The organism is Paenibacillus lautus NBRC 15380, assembly GCF_004000945.1.
In the GTDB taxonomy this organism is placed as follows: Bacteria; Bacillota; Bacilli; order Paenibacillales; family Paenibacillaceae; genus Paenibacillus_AQ; species Paenibacillus_AQ lautus.
This window is the reverse complement of record NZ_BIMF01000001.1, coordinates 777,539-793,350: the sequence shown is the minus strand read 5'-3', so window position 1 is coordinate 793,350 and position 15,812 is coordinate 777,539. Positions and strand designations below refer to the sequence as shown.

At 51.3% G+C, this 15,812-nt stretch carries 13 protein-coding genes; 11 read left to right on the top strand and 2 right to left on the bottom strand.

Annotated elements, in window-relative coordinates:
* The first annotated feature begins 18 nt into the window (after positions 1 to 18).
* The 4 genes from PLA01S_RS03435 (at position 19) to PLA01S_RS03420 (ending at position 6,028) form a co-directional block, all read left to right on the top strand.
* Positions 19 to 1,740, top strand: a complete 1,722-nt coding sequence (locus tag PLA01S_RS03435) for a sensor histidine kinase (protein WP_127590058.1) — start codon at positions 19 to 21, stop codon at positions 1,738 to 1,740.
* Positions 1,741 to 1,756: 16 nt separating this feature from the next.
* Positions 1,757 to 3,100 (top strand): ABC transporter substrate-binding protein, encoded by a 1,344-nt coding sequence (locus PLA01S_RS03430; RefSeq protein ID WP_127590057.1) that lies wholly within the window; start codon positions 1,757 to 1,759, stop codon positions 3,098 to 3,100.
* A gap of 24 nt (positions 3,101 to 3,124) precedes the next feature.
* The gene (locus PLA01S_RS03425; protein WP_127590056.1) at positions 3,125 to 4,723 is read left to right on the top strand and encodes a response regulator transcription factor; all 1,599 of its coding nucleotides are present in this window, start codon (positions 3,125 to 3,127) and stop codon (positions 4,721 to 4,723) included.
* A 333-nt stretch (positions 4,724 to 5,056) separates the two neighbouring features.
* Positions 5,057 to 6,028: a ring-cleaving dioxygenase gene (locus PLA01S_RS03420; protein WP_127590055.1), complete on the top strand. Its 972-nt coding sequence runs from the start codon at positions 5,057 to 5,059 to the stop codon at positions 6,026 to 6,028.
* A gap of 189 nt (positions 6,029 to 6,217) precedes the next feature.
* On the opposite strand, the gene PLA01S_RS03415 is transcribed toward PLA01S_RS03420, so the two are convergent.
* Positions 6,218 to 7,171, bottom strand: a complete 954-nt coding sequence (locus PLA01S_RS03415; protein ID WP_127590054.1) for a helix-turn-helix transcriptional regulator — start codon at positions 7,169 to 7,171, stop codon at positions 6,218 to 6,220.
* Between the two features lie 129 nt (positions 7,172 to 7,300).
* Here PLA01S_RS03415 and PLA01S_RS03410 point away from each other — a divergent pair, with 129 nt between their 5' ends.
* Complete coding sequence (locus PLA01S_RS03410; RefSeq protein WP_127590053.1) at positions 7,301 to 8,194, top strand: SDR family oxidoreductase; 894 nt, start codon at positions 7,301 to 7,303, stop codon at positions 8,192 to 8,194.
* A 170-nt stretch (positions 8,195 to 8,364) separates the two neighbouring features.
* On the opposite strand, the gene PLA01S_RS03405 is transcribed toward PLA01S_RS03410, so the two are convergent.
* Positions 8,365 to 8,622, bottom strand: a complete 258-nt coding sequence (locus PLA01S_RS03405; protein ID WP_006208269.1) for a GlsB/YeaQ/YmgE family stress response membrane protein — start codon at positions 8,620 to 8,622, stop codon at positions 8,365 to 8,367.
* 196 nt (positions 8,623 to 8,818) lie between these two features.
* Here PLA01S_RS03405 and PLA01S_RS03400 point away from each other — a divergent pair, with 196 nt between their 5' ends.
* The 6 genes from PLA01S_RS03400 to PLA01S_RS03375 all read left to right on the top strand — a co-directional run bounded on the left by PLA01S_RS03400 (position 8,819) and on the right by PLA01S_RS03375 (position 15,541).
* Positions 8,819 to 9,553, top strand: a complete 735-nt coding sequence (locus PLA01S_RS03400; RefSeq protein WP_307719747.1) for an acyl-[acyl-carrier-protein] thioesterase — start codon at positions 8,819 to 8,821, stop codon at positions 9,551 to 9,553.
* A gap of 63 nt (positions 9,554 to 9,616) precedes the next feature.
* Complete coding sequence (locus PLA01S_RS03395; RefSeq protein ID WP_127590051.1) at positions 9,617 to 10,309, top strand: response regulator transcription factor; 693 nt, start codon at positions 9,617 to 9,619, stop codon at positions 10,307 to 10,309.
* Between the two features lie 9 nt (positions 10,310 to 10,318).
* Positions 10,319 to 11,305, top strand: a complete 987-nt coding sequence (locus PLA01S_RS03390; protein WP_127590050.1) for a sensor histidine kinase — start codon at positions 10,319 to 10,321, stop codon at positions 11,303 to 11,305.
* A gap of 654 nt (positions 11,306 to 11,959) precedes the next feature.
* Entirely contained in the window at positions 11,960 to 12,730 is a 771-nt protein-coding gene (locus PLA01S_RS03385; protein ID WP_127590049.1) for an ABC transporter ATP-binding protein, read from the top strand.
* Positions 12,705 to 14,633, top strand: a complete 1,929-nt coding sequence (locus PLA01S_RS03380) for an ABC transporter permease (protein WP_127590048.1) — start codon at positions 12,705 to 12,707, stop codon at positions 14,631 to 14,633. Before PLA01S_RS03385 ends, PLA01S_RS03380 begins: the two co-directional genes overlap by 26 nt.
* 86 nt (positions 14,634 to 14,719) lie before the next feature.
* The gene (locus PLA01S_RS03375) at positions 14,720 to 15,541 is read left to right on the top strand and encodes an MBL fold metallo-hydrolase (RefSeq protein ID WP_127590047.1); all 822 of its coding nucleotides are present in this window, start codon (positions 14,720 to 14,722) and stop codon (positions 15,539 to 15,541) included.
* Positions 15,542 to 15,812 lie beyond the last annotated feature (271 nt).

Sequence of the window (15,812 nt, the reverse complement as noted above, 5' to 3'; positions counted from 1 at the left end):
TGGAGGGAGGAAGGATCCATGAAACTCCGCCGAAAGATATTGCTGGCTATTATTCTTCTGGTCTTCATTCCGGTCATCGCGCTGGGCGGGGTATCCTATTACAGCTTTTCGGGTGCGATGGAGAAGAAGTCGAATGATTTTTACTGGATCTCGCTTCTGGAAACGGATCGGAAGCTGAAGTTCGCCTTGAATGAAATCACGACGATTTCGAACTCGGCGATCACCCAGCAGTCGGTTCAGCAGATGCTGAAGCAGCCGGAATACGCGGTTACCTACGAGCAGCGGCAGGAGATCAACAATTTGATCAATCATCCGATGATTTCGTCGTTTGCCTTTTATTCGAACGACCAATTGCTATATCATACGAATGGCGGAATGGAGCCTCAGGAGCTGAGGCAGCAGGACTGGTATGAAGCGGTGGAGAAGGCGGAAGGGCGCCCCGTATGGGTCGGTCCCGGCGAGAACGGCTCGGCAGCATCCGGTTCTCCCGTTTTGATTCAATCCAGAGTCATTAAGGATTATTACTCGCTGGAGGATATCGGAACGATCGTGATTTATGTGAAGCCGGATCTGCTCGATCAGGTGTTCTGGGAGGCGGCAACGCTGAAGCAGGGAGATATTTTGCTGGTCAACAAGCAGGGTCGGATCGTGTTCAGCAAGTCAGGCGGGCACATCGGGGAGCGGACGGCATTCCCGTTTCTGTCGGATAGCTATACGAATGGAAAAGGCTATTATATCGATCAATATGCAGATGAAAAATCGCTGATCACGTATTCTCCTTCTCACAATAAAGAATGGTTTCTGGTCGCCATCACACCAAGCAAACTCATCTCGGCCGAATCGGTCTCGATTCGTAATCTGGCCTTGATTCTGGGATTGATCTCGCTCGTGTCGGCATTTCTGTTCGACCGTTTTTTTGTGCGCAGAATGGTGCGCAGCATCATCAGCGCGGTGAACGGGATGAAGCGCGTTAAGCAGGGCATCTTCGTTCCGATCCCATCGCATAAAGTGGCGGAGGACGAGACGGATCTGTTAATTGACGGCTTTAACCGGATGAGCACGCAGATTCAGGAGCTGATCGGACAGGTCGAGACGGAACAAGCACGGAAAAAGGAAGCGGAGATGCAGGCGCTGGTCGCTCAGATCAATCCGCATTTTATATACAATTCACTGGAATCGATTAATTCGATGGCCGTACTTCAGGGAAACAAGGATATCAGCAAGATGGTGGTCTCCCTTGGTAAGCTGCTTCGCATCAGCATCAGCGAGCATCATGAGCTCATACCGGTTAGCATGGAGCTGGAACATGTCCAGCATTATATGCGGATACAGAAATTCCGATTTGAGGAAAAATTCGATTACGGCATTGAGCTTCCGAATGAACTGAGGCACTACGTTACACAAAAGCTGATTATTCAGCCGATTGTTGAGAACGCTTTATATCACGGGATTGAGCCGATGGAGGAAAGCGGATTGATCTCAATCAGGGTGTCCGAGGACGGCGAGGATATCGTGATCGATGTAGAGGACAACGGTCCGGGCTTTGATCCGGAAACGCTGATCAAGCTATGGAATACGGACCCGGGACAACTAAAGAAGTATCGCGAGAACGGAGTCGGTCTGAAGAATGTACATGAAAGGCTGCGGATCCGGTTTGGCAGCCGTTACGGATTGATGATCTGTTCCTCGCCCGGTTACGGCTCCTTGATACGAATCCGAATACCGAAAATACTGACATGACAGGGGGTGCTGCAGAGTGAGATGGTTTTGGAATTGGGGCTGGATTGTCGGATATGCCACTCTGTTGGCGCTGTCTGTCGCGTGGGTTACGGTGCAGAGTCAGGGACCGGCCCGGGAGGAACAGCCCGAGAAAATTACGCTGACGTTTCGGCATTTCTGGAACAAGGAGCATGACAGACCGGTGCTGGCCATATTCGAGAGCATTGTTCGCACGTATGAGAAAGCGCATCCAAATGTAAAGGTGAACTTTGAAAGCATCGATCAAACGATTCACCGGGAACAAAAGCTGAAGAGCGAGATGGTCACCGGTACGCCGCCGGATATGTTTGTCCTATTCGGCGGAGCCGAGATCGTGCCCTATGCAAGATCCAACCGGCTGATGGATTTAACGGATTTTTTGCAGGATACCGGTCTGAAAGAGCAATTCAAGGATCTGCACCATTGGACCTTCAACAATCGGATTTACGGCCTGCCTTTTGAGGGACACGCGGAGCCGATCTATTATAATCGGGCTTTATTCCGGCAGCTGGACCTGGAGCCTCCGAAGACGCTGGATGAGCTGATTGAGGTGATTCGGAAGCTTCGCGAGAACGATATCATTCCCTTTGCGCTTGGGAACGAAGACCGCTGGCCGGCAGGGATTTTTGCGCATTATTTCATGGATCGGTACGCGGGCCCGGAGCTGATTGACCGGCTGGTTGAAGGAGAGGATCAGGTCAGCTTTGTGCATGAGTCGTATTTGGAGGCGTTTGAGCAGCTGGAGTCGTGGATCAACGCAGAAGCGTTCAGTCCGAACGCAAATGAAATTTCCACGGAAGAAGCGATAGCCCAGTTCACCGAAGGGAAGGCAGCGATGTATCTGAACGGCAGCTGGGATATCACGCTGTTCCGGAATGAGGATCATCCGGATTTTCAGAATGAGGTAGGCGTCATTCCCTTTCCGTCCCTTCTTCCTGGCGAAGAACGGTCCTTGGCAGGCGGATATACGATTGGCATCGGGCTGTCATCGGATTTGGATGAGTCAAAAAAGCAAGCGGCTTTGGAACTGCTGGGCATGTTCTATACCCCAGAGGTGCAGACACGGCTGGTGTATGAAGGGCTCCGCGTTCCTTCGATGAAGATTGCCTATGATTCAAACAAAACCGGGCCGGTGTTTGCCCAGGTCACGGAATTGATGGAGGAATCCACGAGTACGTTTCTGCCATACGATAACAAGCTGTCACCTGAGGTGAACCGTTTATTCCTTAAAGTGATTGAGGATATGATTGGAGGACGGACGCAAGCTGCCGCCGCACTGGAACAGATTCAGAAGTCCTCGGTGCGCTATTGGCAGCTAAGGCGAAACACAGTGCCGGAGTAACCAAAAGAGACAAGGGGGAACGTCATGGGCGGATCGGACGGTAAATTCAGAGTCATTCTGGTCGATGATGAGCCGATCATTCTGCGCAGTCTAAGGGCAGCCATTCCCTGGGATGAGCTGGATCTGGAAGTCGTTGGGGAGGCCAAGACAGGGGACAGCGCTCTGAAGCTGGCGCGTGAAGTGTCGCCGCATATGATCATTAGCGATATTCGGATGCCGGGAATGGATGGCATTACACTCATGAAGGAGCTGAAGGCGGATCAGGCGCGGCGGATCATTATTTTTATAAGCGGGTACGGTGAATTCGAATACGCAAGGGAAGCGCTACGCGAAGGGGCATTCGATTACTTGCTGAAGCCGATCGATCATGATGAGCTGACGGAGACGATAGCCAAGGCGGCCAGAGCCCTGGAGAAGCAGATTGCGGATGACCAAATGCTGCACTCGATCAAGGTTTTATCGCTGCTGGCCCGGGAGAGGATGCTGACGGAATTCATCGAGGGGAACCGAAGCCCCTTGCAGCATATGCAGTGGCTGGAGGACAGCGAGCTGGAGCATGGATACACGATGGCCGTCATTCAATTGGATCATTACTTGCGGCTTAACGAGTCATGGAGCATGGACGAGAAGCGCCTGTGGCTGTTTGCCGTACGGAACGTCCTCGAGGAATGGTCCTTGCAGCATGGCGGGTTAACGGTATTTCCTTTCCGCAGCGGGGAATGGGTGCTGCTGTTTCCGAACCTGACGAGAGAGCGGCAGGAGGTCATCGGCCGGGATCTGGTGCAATTGATCAAGCGGAATACGAAGCTGTCCTGCTCGGTCGGCTTCAGTCCCAGCATGGCCGGGATTGACCGCTTGGGAACGGCTTATGAGACGGCGGTCCGCGCGTTATACCAGCGGTTCTATTCCGGGGAAGAGGGGGTGTTTGTCGGGACTCCCGATTCCGTCATGGAAACGGCCAGCGAAGCGAAGTATCCGAAGCATCTCGAGTCGCTCATGGTGGAAAGCATCCGCACGCTTCACAAGGAGCGGCTGTTGGAGCTTTTTGACGAGACCAAGGCTTATATCGAGGAGCATGCCTTCAGCCGGGAAATGACCGAGCGGGTGCTTCTGGAGATGAGTGTCGTGCTGTATCGGCAGTTTGAGCATATGAAGGTGCTGTTTGAGTGGTCACTGGAGGAATTGCTGCAGGAGCTTTATGCATCTGGCACCCTTCAGCAGCTGATGGATGTCATTAAAAGCCATTTCAGCAAATGGATTGCCGAGAGCCGGTCGGGGCAGGCCAAGGACAATGTCCAGGCCGTTATGGGTAAGGCCAAGGATTATATTGCGGAAAATTATCAGAAGGATCTCAGCATTGAAGAGGTTTCGGAGCTGGCGGATTTGAGCATCAGCCATTTCTGTACCCTGTTTAAGGCCACAACGGGATATACGTTTCTGGAGTACTTAACGGAATGCCGGATCGAGAAGGCCAAGAGCATTTTGCTGAATACGGATGTGAAGGTATACCAGGTAGCGCCCCTGGTAGGGTATCAGGATCCTCGATATTTCACGCAGGTATTCAAGAAAATAACAGGGAAAACGCCCTCCGAGTATCGCGAAGAGGCGATATCCAAGACATAAAGAGGCTTATGCCTTGTTCGTGGTGTTAATGGGCCAATCCTATGAGGATAGGTTTCAGTACAGCAGGGAATGAATAACAGATCCATTTTTTCCGGGTTTGATCAGGGAAAAAGGGAGTTCTGTTATTTTTATTTTAAATATCTTAATATTAAGACTTGACGATTTAAGGTTTAAATACTAAACTGAGATTAAGCAACAGATACACAAGATAAGTTAAAGAAGCAAGGATGAAGCTGCTTTTTCGAATAAGGCGTTTAACCAAACAGGACAGGTGCCTGGGATGGTTAACATGCTATTAATAACGAATAAATCATATAGATGGAGGTTGAAGTCATGAAGTTTAAAGGAATTCATCACGTATCCGCGTTAACGGCTGCGGCTTCGCGCAACTTCGAATTTTATACAAAGGTGCTTGGCATGCGTTTGGTTAAGAAAACGGTGAACCAGGACGATGTGTCGGTCTACCATCTGTTTTATGGCGACGAAAAAGGAAACCCCGGGACGGAGCTTACCTTCTTCGAAATTCCGATGGCCGGCCGGACCCGTGAGGGAAACAACAGCATCTCGGCAACATCCCTTCGCGTGCCCAGTGACCGCGCTTTGGAATACTGGACCCGGCGGCTGGGTGAGCACGGGGTAGAACGCGAGGAGATCAAGGAACGTGCCGGCCGATTGACACTTCTCTTCAGGGATTTCGAGGGCCAGCGCATCATTCTGGTTTCGGATGAACATAATGAGGGAGTTCCTGGGGGCATCCCGTGGGAAAAGGGTCCGGTTCCGGTGGAATACGCCATTATCGGTTTAGGTCCGGTGCAGCTAACCGTGCCTAATCCAGTGCAGACCGTGAAAGTATTGACGGAGCTGATGGGCTTCCGTTACAAAGGTCAGTATGCTTCGCCTGTAGACGGGCAGCCGGATATCCTTGTTTTTGAGACAGGGGAAGGCGGAACGGGAGCGGAAGTGCACGTGGAGGAACGAACGGACCTTCCGCAGGAGCGGCTTGGCCGCGGCGGCGTTCATCACGTTGCATTCCGCGTTGAGGATGAGGAGGAGCTCCGGTCCTGGATTGATCGGATTGGCGATGTTGGATTTTCGAATTCGGGATTTGTCGATCGTTTCTACTTCCGTTCCTTGTATTTCCGAGAGCCTAACGGTATTTTATTCGAGGTGGCCACCGACGGCCCGGGCTTTGACACGGATGAGCATATCGATCATCTCGGCGAATCCCTCGCGCTGCCGTCGTTCCTGGAGCCGAAGCGGGAACAGATTGAAGCCAACCTAAAACCTCTCCATACCATTCAATAATGATGGCTCATATCAACGAACCAAAGAGCACCAGGCAAGCCTTCATTTTGAGGGATTTGCCTGGTGCTTTTTTATAGATATCAGAAAGTATAAACTTCGAAGCTGGACTTCCTGATATCGCAAGAAAAACTTTTTTTAACTGCGGTCTGTCATCTGCGAAAGTACGTCGGTAGGCGTTTTTCTTATGATCTATTCATATAGCCGTGAAATGGCTTTTGCGGCTGTGCTGACATGCTCGCGCAACTCTTGTGGAGCAATCACCTCGATTTCCGCTCCGCAGCTTAGAAGAAATGCCGAAGCCGATTCCAAGGTGTTGAATTCCAAATCGGCCGCAATCCACCCGTCGAGCTGGCTCTCCATGTCGCATCGGATTATTTTTACGTATCGCTCCCGCTCAAAGCGTTTGATCAGAGAAACGGTCATTCGAACCTGTGCCGGATACTGCGGGAGATTCTGCATGAACCGTGCCAGCGACTCCTCCCAATACTCAGCTAGATTAAAATCAGCAGGGCGCTCGAAGGGTTCCTCGGACATGACGGCATCCACGATTCTCGATACACGGTAGGTTCGCAGCTCGCCTTCGGATTCCGCGACCACATACCAGGTGCTGCGTTTGGCAACCAGCCCCAGCGGATGAATGATTCTTTCGACCCGCTCCTCCCCCTTCATATATTGGATTCGGATGATCCGATCCAGCCATAGCGCCTCCTGAAGCACGGTAAGATACGGATGAGATTCACGGTAGGAGTGCCAGCCTGCGCCATCAATATGGATTTTCTCCCGAATGATTTCGGCGTCCTGCCGAATGGAGCGCGGGGAAGAGGCCAACAACTTCTGATAAGCTGCATCAAACTGCTTGCGGATTCCCAAATCCCCGATCAGCGGGCTGTGACTGGAGACCAGCAGGGAGATAAGCTCGTCAGGCGTCATCCCGGTCAGGTTCGTTCGATAGCTCTCCTCCAGCACCCAACCGCCGAGGGAGCCTCTTTCCGCATAGACGGGAATACCCGCCGAGCTTAAGCTTTCCATATCGCGTATGATCGTTCGTTCCGATACCTCAAGCTGCTCCGCCAAATACCGGGTATTCTTCTTACCTCCGTTCTGGAGCATCAGCATAATGGACAATAGACGATCCGCCCTCAAGTCATGTCACCTCTTTAATATCTGTAGAAGATAATTGTATTGTAGCACGTATATAAGACAAGGGATGTCATATATGACTGATACGATAAGGATGTTGAGAAAATCAGTATACAGGTTGGAGGTCTCGCTATGAATAAGAATGATCATAAGCCATTGCAAGGAAAAGTAGCCGTCGTTGCCGGGGCGACCCGAGGGGCTGGCCGCGCCATTGCGGTGATGCTGGGCGCCGCTGGGGCAACGGTGTATTGTACAGGACGGAGCGTACGGGGTCAGGTATCGGATATCAAACGGTCTGAGACGATAGATGACACGGCGGATATGGTGACGGATCGAGGCGGAATCGGCATCGCCGTGCAGTGTGACCATACGGTGGAGGAGCAAGTAAAGGCATTGTTTGAACGGATTCGCGAGGAGCAGCAAGGACGGCTGGACATCCTTGTCAATGATATATGGGGAGGCGAGAACCTCACGCACTGGAATATCCCGTTCTGGGAGCAGTTTCTGTCCGATGGATTGCTGATGCAGGAACGAGCGGTTACCACGCACATGATCACAAGTTATTACGGTGTTCCGCTTATGGTGGAGAACGGCGGGGGATTGGTCATTGAGGTTACGGATGGATCTACGTATCGGTATCGCGGGAATTTGTATTACAGCCTGGCAAAAATTTCGGCGATCCACCTGGCTGCAGCCATGGCGGAGGAGTTGCGTCCCTATCAGGTAACGGCACTGTCCGTTACGCCGGGATTTCTGCGTTCCGAACAAATGCTGGATCACTTTGGCGTGAAGGAAGACAATTGGCAGGATGCCGCAGCGCAAGATCCGCATTTCATCGAGTCGGAGACCCCCTATTTCCTGGCGCAGGGCATTGCGGCGCTTGCAGCCGATCCGAATGTTGCCGACAAGAGCGGCAAGGCGCTAACCAGCTGGGATTTATCGGATGAATACGGGTTTAGCGACATCGATGGACGCAGGCCGCATTGGGGCAATTATGCGAAGAAGCAAGGACTTCCTCTTTCTTAAAAAAGAAAGGGGAGCATATAAAACAGGGTAGCCTACCGCCATGATGGCGAATAGGTCACCCTGTTTTGTTGTGGATTTTATCGGTTCATTCGCGAATCCCGTTGTGTGATCCGAATCGTGCAGTTGCCGGTAACTCGCATCATGAAAGCCAAGAATCCATGTCAATCAAGTTAGGAACGGCCGCGTCTCATCGAACCCATGATCAGGCTGACGATAAAGACAAGCACGACGGCACCGATCAGAGCAGGCAGGATGAAGAATCCTCCCATTTCCGGTCCCCAAGATCCAAGCAGAAGTCCACCCAGCCAAGCGCCGACAAAACCAGCAATGATGTTACCGATGATACCGCCGGGAATGTCTCTGCCCATAATCAAGCCTGCAATCCAACCAATGATACCACCAACGATTAATGACCAAAGAAAACTCATTGTTAATCACCTCGTATAAGTTATAGTTGTTTGTGCCTTACTATTAACCAAAGACGTGACTTTTAAACCGGATGATGACGAAATCACTTTTTTCCAGCAGACGAAATACCATGACATTCTTTGATAAATGCCGGGCTTTTGATTATGCTTGAATTATTCTGAGGTTGAAAATAATAAAGGAGCTGGCATGGGACTCATGGTTGAGAAATGGACAGAAGAATATACGATTCAATCGGTTGATGCGGATTTTAAAGGGAATTGCCGTTGGTCCTCGCTGCTCAGTATTTTGCAAAGAGCGGCTGACCGGCACATAGAGGCGCTCGGGATCAGTCGCGAGGAGATGATCGAGCGGGGAATGGGCTGGATGCTGATTACGCTGGAGCTTGATATGCGGCGGATGCCAAGGGATATGGAAACCGTATATGTTGACACCTGGAGCCGCGGGTCTAAAGGAGCGCTGTGGCATCGGGATTATCGAATAAAGAACGGCGATGGCGAAATGCTGGGCGAAGCCCGCTCGGTATGGGCGCTCGTGGATATTCATAAACGGAAAATTCTGCGTCCGTCCATGTTTCCATTCGAGGTGCCGATCGGTGAGGAAACGGTTGGGGAACTGCCAAGCAAAGCCGTATTGCCGGAGGGAGTACAGCTAGATGAGGCGTATACGTACATGGTCCGGTACAGTGGAATCGATACGAATGGTCATTTGAATAATGCCCGTTATGCGGACCTGTGCTTTGACGTGCTGGATGAGCAGGAGCTTCGGGGAGGGCAAGTGACCGGCTTCAAGATTACATATCATAACGAGGCCAGGCTGAAGGATACGATGCTGATCAAGCGTTCGGTCGGAGAGAACAATCGGGTGTATGTGCAGGGCATATCGCCGGACGGGACCAACTTTTTTGAAGCGGCTATCGTTAGGGAAACATAAACCATCAGGCGAATTCTTTTCGGAAGGGAAAGAGCGGCCTGACGCTTCATGGAGGGAGAACGGATGTACAAAATCATGATCGTTGAGGATGACCCCAAGCTGGCGGGGCTGCTGCAGTCGCATATCGAACGGTACGGAAATGAGGGGAAAATTATCGAGGATTTCGATCATGTGCTGGAGCAATTTCACGAGATAAAGCCGCATATCGTTCTGCTCGACGTGAATCTGCCAAGTTTTGACGGATATTATTGGTGCCGACAGATCAGGTCCGTATCCACCTGTCCGATTATTTTCATATCCGCTCGGAACGGGACCCCCGATCAGTTACGGGCGCTGGAGAACGGCGCGGATGATTATATCACCAAGCCGTTTGCTTATGATATCGTCATCGCCAAAATCCACAGCCAGCTGCGCCGCGTATATGGCGATTATGCGGCAGCATCCGCCGAGCGTACGATTGAGAAGGACGGGCTGGTCCTGTATCCCGAACGGATGGAGCTGAATCTCGAGGACCGGACATCGATACTCACGAAAAAAGAAACGATCCTTCTGGAGACGCTGCTGAGCCGGAGCCCCCGGCTGGTCACGCGCGAGACGATTCTGGAGAAGCTGTGGGATGATACGTTCGTTGACGATAATACGCTCAGCGTGAATATTAACCGGGTGCGCAAACGGCTTGCGGAGTTAGGGATTGAGAATGCGCTGGAAACGATCCGCGGCTCGGGGTATCGGCTGCACACGGTTTGGAAGAGGTAAGGGAAGGCTATGAAAAAGCTGTTTTGGCGTGAGCAACTGCCCTTGATTCTATTTACGGTCGCCGCGTTGTTCGTGGTGCTGCTCGTATTCTGGTATGACGGTTATGATCATCCGGTGACAGCGGCTTATGCCGTTTCCCTCGGTCTGACCATTCTGGGCGGATACCTGGCATTCCGGTACTTCACGCACCGGGATTTCTATGAGCGGCTGTCGCAGCCCATCAGGTCGCTGGAGGAATCGATCAAGCATAATGAATCGGCCCCACTGCCTACGGCCCTTAGCGAGCTGATGGAAGAGCAGTATCGTCAATACCGTACGGTCATGGAAGAGTGGGAGCGCCGACGGAAAGAGCATATGATCTTCATGAATCAATGGGTGCATCAGATGAAAACGCCGCTGTCCGTTATTGAGATGATCACGCAAGAGGATGATAACGACGCCTTCAAGAGTATATCCGAAGAGTCTGATCGGATTCGGCGCGGGCTTGAGATGGTGCTCTACATGTCCAGGCTTGAAACCTTTGAACAGGATTTCAGCGTGGAGCCCGTGAAGCTTTATCAGATTGCAGTCGAAACGGTCCACGAGAACAAGCGCTACTTTATTCACAGTCATGTGTATCCGGAAGTGCGAATAGACTCGGACCTCACCGTCCAGACGGATGCCAAGTGGCTTCGGTTCATCATGCTGCAGCTGCTGTCCAACGCCATCAAATATTCCGCCGGTACCGGGCTGAAAGTGACGATCCAAGCCCACCGGAGCGAGGATCGCCGCCATGTTGTGCTGGAGATCGCGGACCGGGGGATGGGCATACCCAAATCCGACATGAAGCGGGTGTTCGACCCGTTCTATACCGGGGAAAACGGACGCAAGCTGAAGGAATCCACCGGCATGGGCTTGTATCTCGTCAAGGAGGTCGTCCATAAAATGAACCATCGAATCGAGCTGGAATCCGAGCCGGGGAGAGGAACAACCGTGAGGTTGATTTTCTCGGGGTGAGGACTCGCAATAAAGAGTCCTGTTGGCGTCTGACTGGCGAAGGCTATGACCTCAAGTAAGGTTGCTGGCTGTTTAGGAACAAGATAACAGTATGGATTTAGGTGCCGAGTAGGGGCAGGGATTGAATTCAGTTAGGGTGTATTAAAGTTGTAAGTTAGTATTAAGCAAATCTAACCTTATCTCGCGCTGAGAATGTTTGATTAAACATTATGATGCCTTTGAGATAAGGTTCTTTCTTTTGTTTTAAATCATGAGTAGGTATCGGCACACACCAGCGAAAGAGGACGAAACGATTCCGAAGAAGCGAAAGCGGTCGCCTTTGCACCCGAATTTTCACCTCAGGGTAATCGTTCAGAAAATTTGGGGGCAACAGCGATCGTAGGAACGTTACGTACTTGGAGCGGTCTGAAGAAGCACAGAAGTTACGTAATCGAAAGCAGTCTAGAGAAGCGCAAGGTGACGTACTCGAAGCGTCCTAGAGAAACGTACAAGATGCATTCAGAACGCCTTAGCGTAATCAGCTGTAGATTTGTCATTTAGTGCACCAATCTTACACCTATGTAAGATTGGTGAAAGAGTGATCGATAGGAGAAGCTCCGGGGATGCTATACACTAACCTTACAAAATCGAAATAACGAAGGTGAGGTTTACAAGATGGAAATACTAAACGTGCGCAATCTGGGCAAGGTCTACAAAGCCGCGGTGTCCCACGAGGCGCTTTCCAATATCAATTTGAGCATCAACGAAGGGGAGTTCGTTGGCATTATGGGGCCTTCCGGCAGCGGGAAAACGACGCTGCTTAACATGATATCCACCATCGACCGTCCCACGTCCGGGGAGATCACCATCGGCGGGGAAGATCCGTTCCGTTTATCCCAGGATAAACTCGCCATGTTCCGCCGCCGTAAGCTTGGATTTGTCTTTCAGTCCTTCAACCTGCTGAATACGCTGACAGTCAAGGAGAACATCCTGCTGCCCTTGGCGCTGGACGGTGTGGATCTGGATGAGATGAACCGCCGGGTCGGCATATTAGCCGAGAAGCTGGGCATCACATCCATTCTGGACAAGCGGACGTATGAAATCTCGGGGGGACAGGCGCAGCGGACGGCTGTTGCACGGGCTATGATTCACGTACCGAAGCTGGTTCTGGCCGATGAACCGACGGGGAACCTGGACTCCAAATCGGCGCGCGACGTCATGGAAATTATGGACCGGAGAAACAAGGAAGACAACGTGACGATGCTGCTGGTCACCCATGATCCGGTTGCCGCAAGCTACTGCAATCGGGTGGTGTTTATCAAGGATGGACAGTTGTACAACGAAATCACGTACGGTGAGAGCCAATCGGCCTTTTATCAAAAAATCATCAATGTGTTATCGCTGCTGGGAGGTTCGGGACATGAATTTTCGCCAGTTCGCCATTAACAATGTCCTGCGCAGCAAGCGCACGTATATTGCCCATTTCCTGAGCAGTGCCTTCTCCGTCATGATTTTCTTTACTTATGGGCTGCTTTCGTTTCACCCGCAGCTGAAAGACGGCCTGGTCTCCTCCAGCGGTACCATGTCCATGCTGGGAACGATGGGCATGACGGTATCCCAGTACATTGTGTTTGTTTTTTCATTCTTCTTCCTGCTGTATTCGGTGGGGGCTTTCATCAAGGTCCGAAAAAAGGAGTTCGGCATTCTGCTGATTCTCGGCATGTCCCGCAAGCAATTGAACCGGATGCTGTTTATCGAAAATATATTGATTGGCGTTGCGGCGATCGTAGCGGGGATTGGGACGGGCATGCTGTTCTCCAAGCTGATTCTGTTAATCAGCGCCAAGCTGCTGGCTGTGGATACCGGACTTCCGTTTTATTTTCCGCTCGAATCACTGATCATCACGGCAGCGGCTTATGCCGTTTTGTTCCTGCTGATTGCGTTGTTCTCCTCGTTCATGCTGCGGAAGGGTACGCTGCTTGCGCTCGTGAAAGCGGAGGAAAGTCCCAAGCCGCAGCCTAAAGCCTCGCCTTGGCTGGCCGTGCTGGCTGTACTTTTGATTGGTGCCGGGTACGGCATGGTTATGGCTTTTGCGATTCTTCAAATCTTTAATTTTATTCTACTGCTTGGAGGGGTTGTTCTCGTTGTCATCGGCACGTATTTTCTCTTCACTCAGTTCAGCGTGTTCTTCATGCGGTACTTGCAGAAGAAAGAGCGATTCTTCTTCCGAAAAACCAATCTGCTGACGATCTCGGAGCTGCTGTACAGAATCAAGGACAATGCGGTGATGTTTTTCCTCGTTTCGGTCATTTCTGCATCCGCCTTTACCGGGATCGGCACAACGCTCGCGATCGGGGATCCGGGACTGTCGGCCATGGAGAACCCTTATGCCTATACGTATTCCATGTATGAAGAGGATGCGGACAAAGGGAATCGACATCTGGATATCATCAGGGAGGAGCTCAGAAAGAGCGGATTCGATTACAAGGAGGCGGAGGTTACCCCGATTTTCTCGGATAACGGGGTGAAGCTGATTAAGCTGAGCGAATATAACAGTCTCATTCAGTCGCTGGGTTACCCGGCAGAAACATTGAGGGATCTTGAAGGGATCTTGACTCCGGGAACAGTCTCGGAGAAGAACAGCTACCGAATCGATGGTCCCTTGAATGATCAGTTCGAAGTATTAATCGGCAAGAAATCGGAAACCGTAAAAGTGCTCAAAGCTGAAACGTTCATTGCTGTACCGGCAACCTACGGCGAGACGCTGGTCGTATCCGACCGTTTGTACGAGGATGCGTTCCAGGCACAACAGGATCAGGAGTACGGTTATGCGGCATACCATACGTATTACGTACAGGATTGGAAGAATACAGGGGATGTGTCCAGAACGATTCAGGATCGTCTCAACGAGAATGAAGACTACAGCTATTATCTAAAATCATTGTATTTGGATTGGAAAAGCGCCCAGCAGCAGAACGGGATCCTGCTTATGGTGAGCGGCTTGGTCGGCATCGTGTTTTTCACCTTCGCGGCAAGTTTTGTTTATTTCCGGCTATACGCGGATCTTGCCCGGGATGAACAGCAGTATCGCATGATAGCCAAGGTCGGTCTCAGCAAAAAAGAGCTTGGCACCATCATTACCAAGCAGCTTGTTATTATGTTCTTTCTGCCGATGCTGATTGCACTTATTCACAGCGGCGTTGCCTTCGTAGCCCTGCAGCAGCTGGTAGACTTCTCGATCGTAGGGCACAGTTTGAAGATTTTCATGTTCTTCCTGAGCATACAGATCATTTATTTCTTTATTACTCGCTGGCGTTATCTGGAGCGTCTCAACAAAATCATTCAGTAAAAATCGCCGTTTCTTCGTTGAAAAGTGCCAAAACGGGTATGTTATTACAAGAAGCACTTACAACGAGAAATGGGGGCGATTCCATAATGAATGACCACAGCATGTTAAAGACGGGTGCAGTAGAGCCCGAGGAGATTACGCCGGATATTCTATCCTTGCGCACCGTCATGGTAAACATCCAGATGATCGGTACGCCGGGAACCGAAGACTGGGTACTGATTGACACGGGACTCGGAAATTTTGAAGGCTCCATTGTGGAAGAAGCTGAGAAAAGATTCGGAAAGCCGCCGGTTTGCATCGTGCTTACACACGGCCATTTCGACCATGTGGGCAATGTAAAGGAGTTGGCCGATCGCTGGAACGTCCCCGTCTATGCTCATCGGGATGAACTGCCGTTCCTCACGGGAAAGGAAGATTATCCTCCGGGAGATCCGAGCGTAGGCGGCGGATTGATGGCCCGCGTTGCCCCGATGTATCCGAACAAAGCCATCGATCTGGGCTCCAGGATACAACCTCTGTCGGAGGACGGCAGCGTGCCGGGTCTTCCTGAATTCAAATGGATCCCGACACCGGGTCATAGCCCGGGCCATATCTCCCTTTTTCGTGAACGGGATCGAGTCCTCGTGGGGGGAGACGCGGTCATTACGGTGAAGCAAGAGTCGGCGCTTGCCGTCATCGGGCAGGAGAAGGAGCTGCACGGGCCGCCGATGTATTTTACCCCGGATTGGGATCTGGCGCGTGAATCGGTTCGCCGCCTGGCAAGCCTGAATCCCGGAATCCTGGTCACGGGGCACGGGGTCTCCATGCGCGGCGAAGAGCTAACGGCTTCGCTTGCGCGGTTGGCCCGGGACTTTGACCGTTTGGCCGTTCCCGAGCAAGGACGATATGTGGATAAGGATACGAATTGAATGAGAACGGATCTAATCATGCAATTCATGATATGAACGATTTATAGGCTGAACGAGACACCGTGAGGGCGATGACCTTACGGTGTTTTTCATATGAGGCGCTAGCGAAATGGTATGCAAAGAAAAGACAACGTTCGCGGTGGCAGAGTGTGGTTCAGGAGATACGATACATATCGAGTCAATGTGGACTTAAAACGCTAAAGTTCGCGGAAATCGCGTATTTTTTATTTTATGGATATAATTCTTATACTAGGCATGCGACAAGATCTTA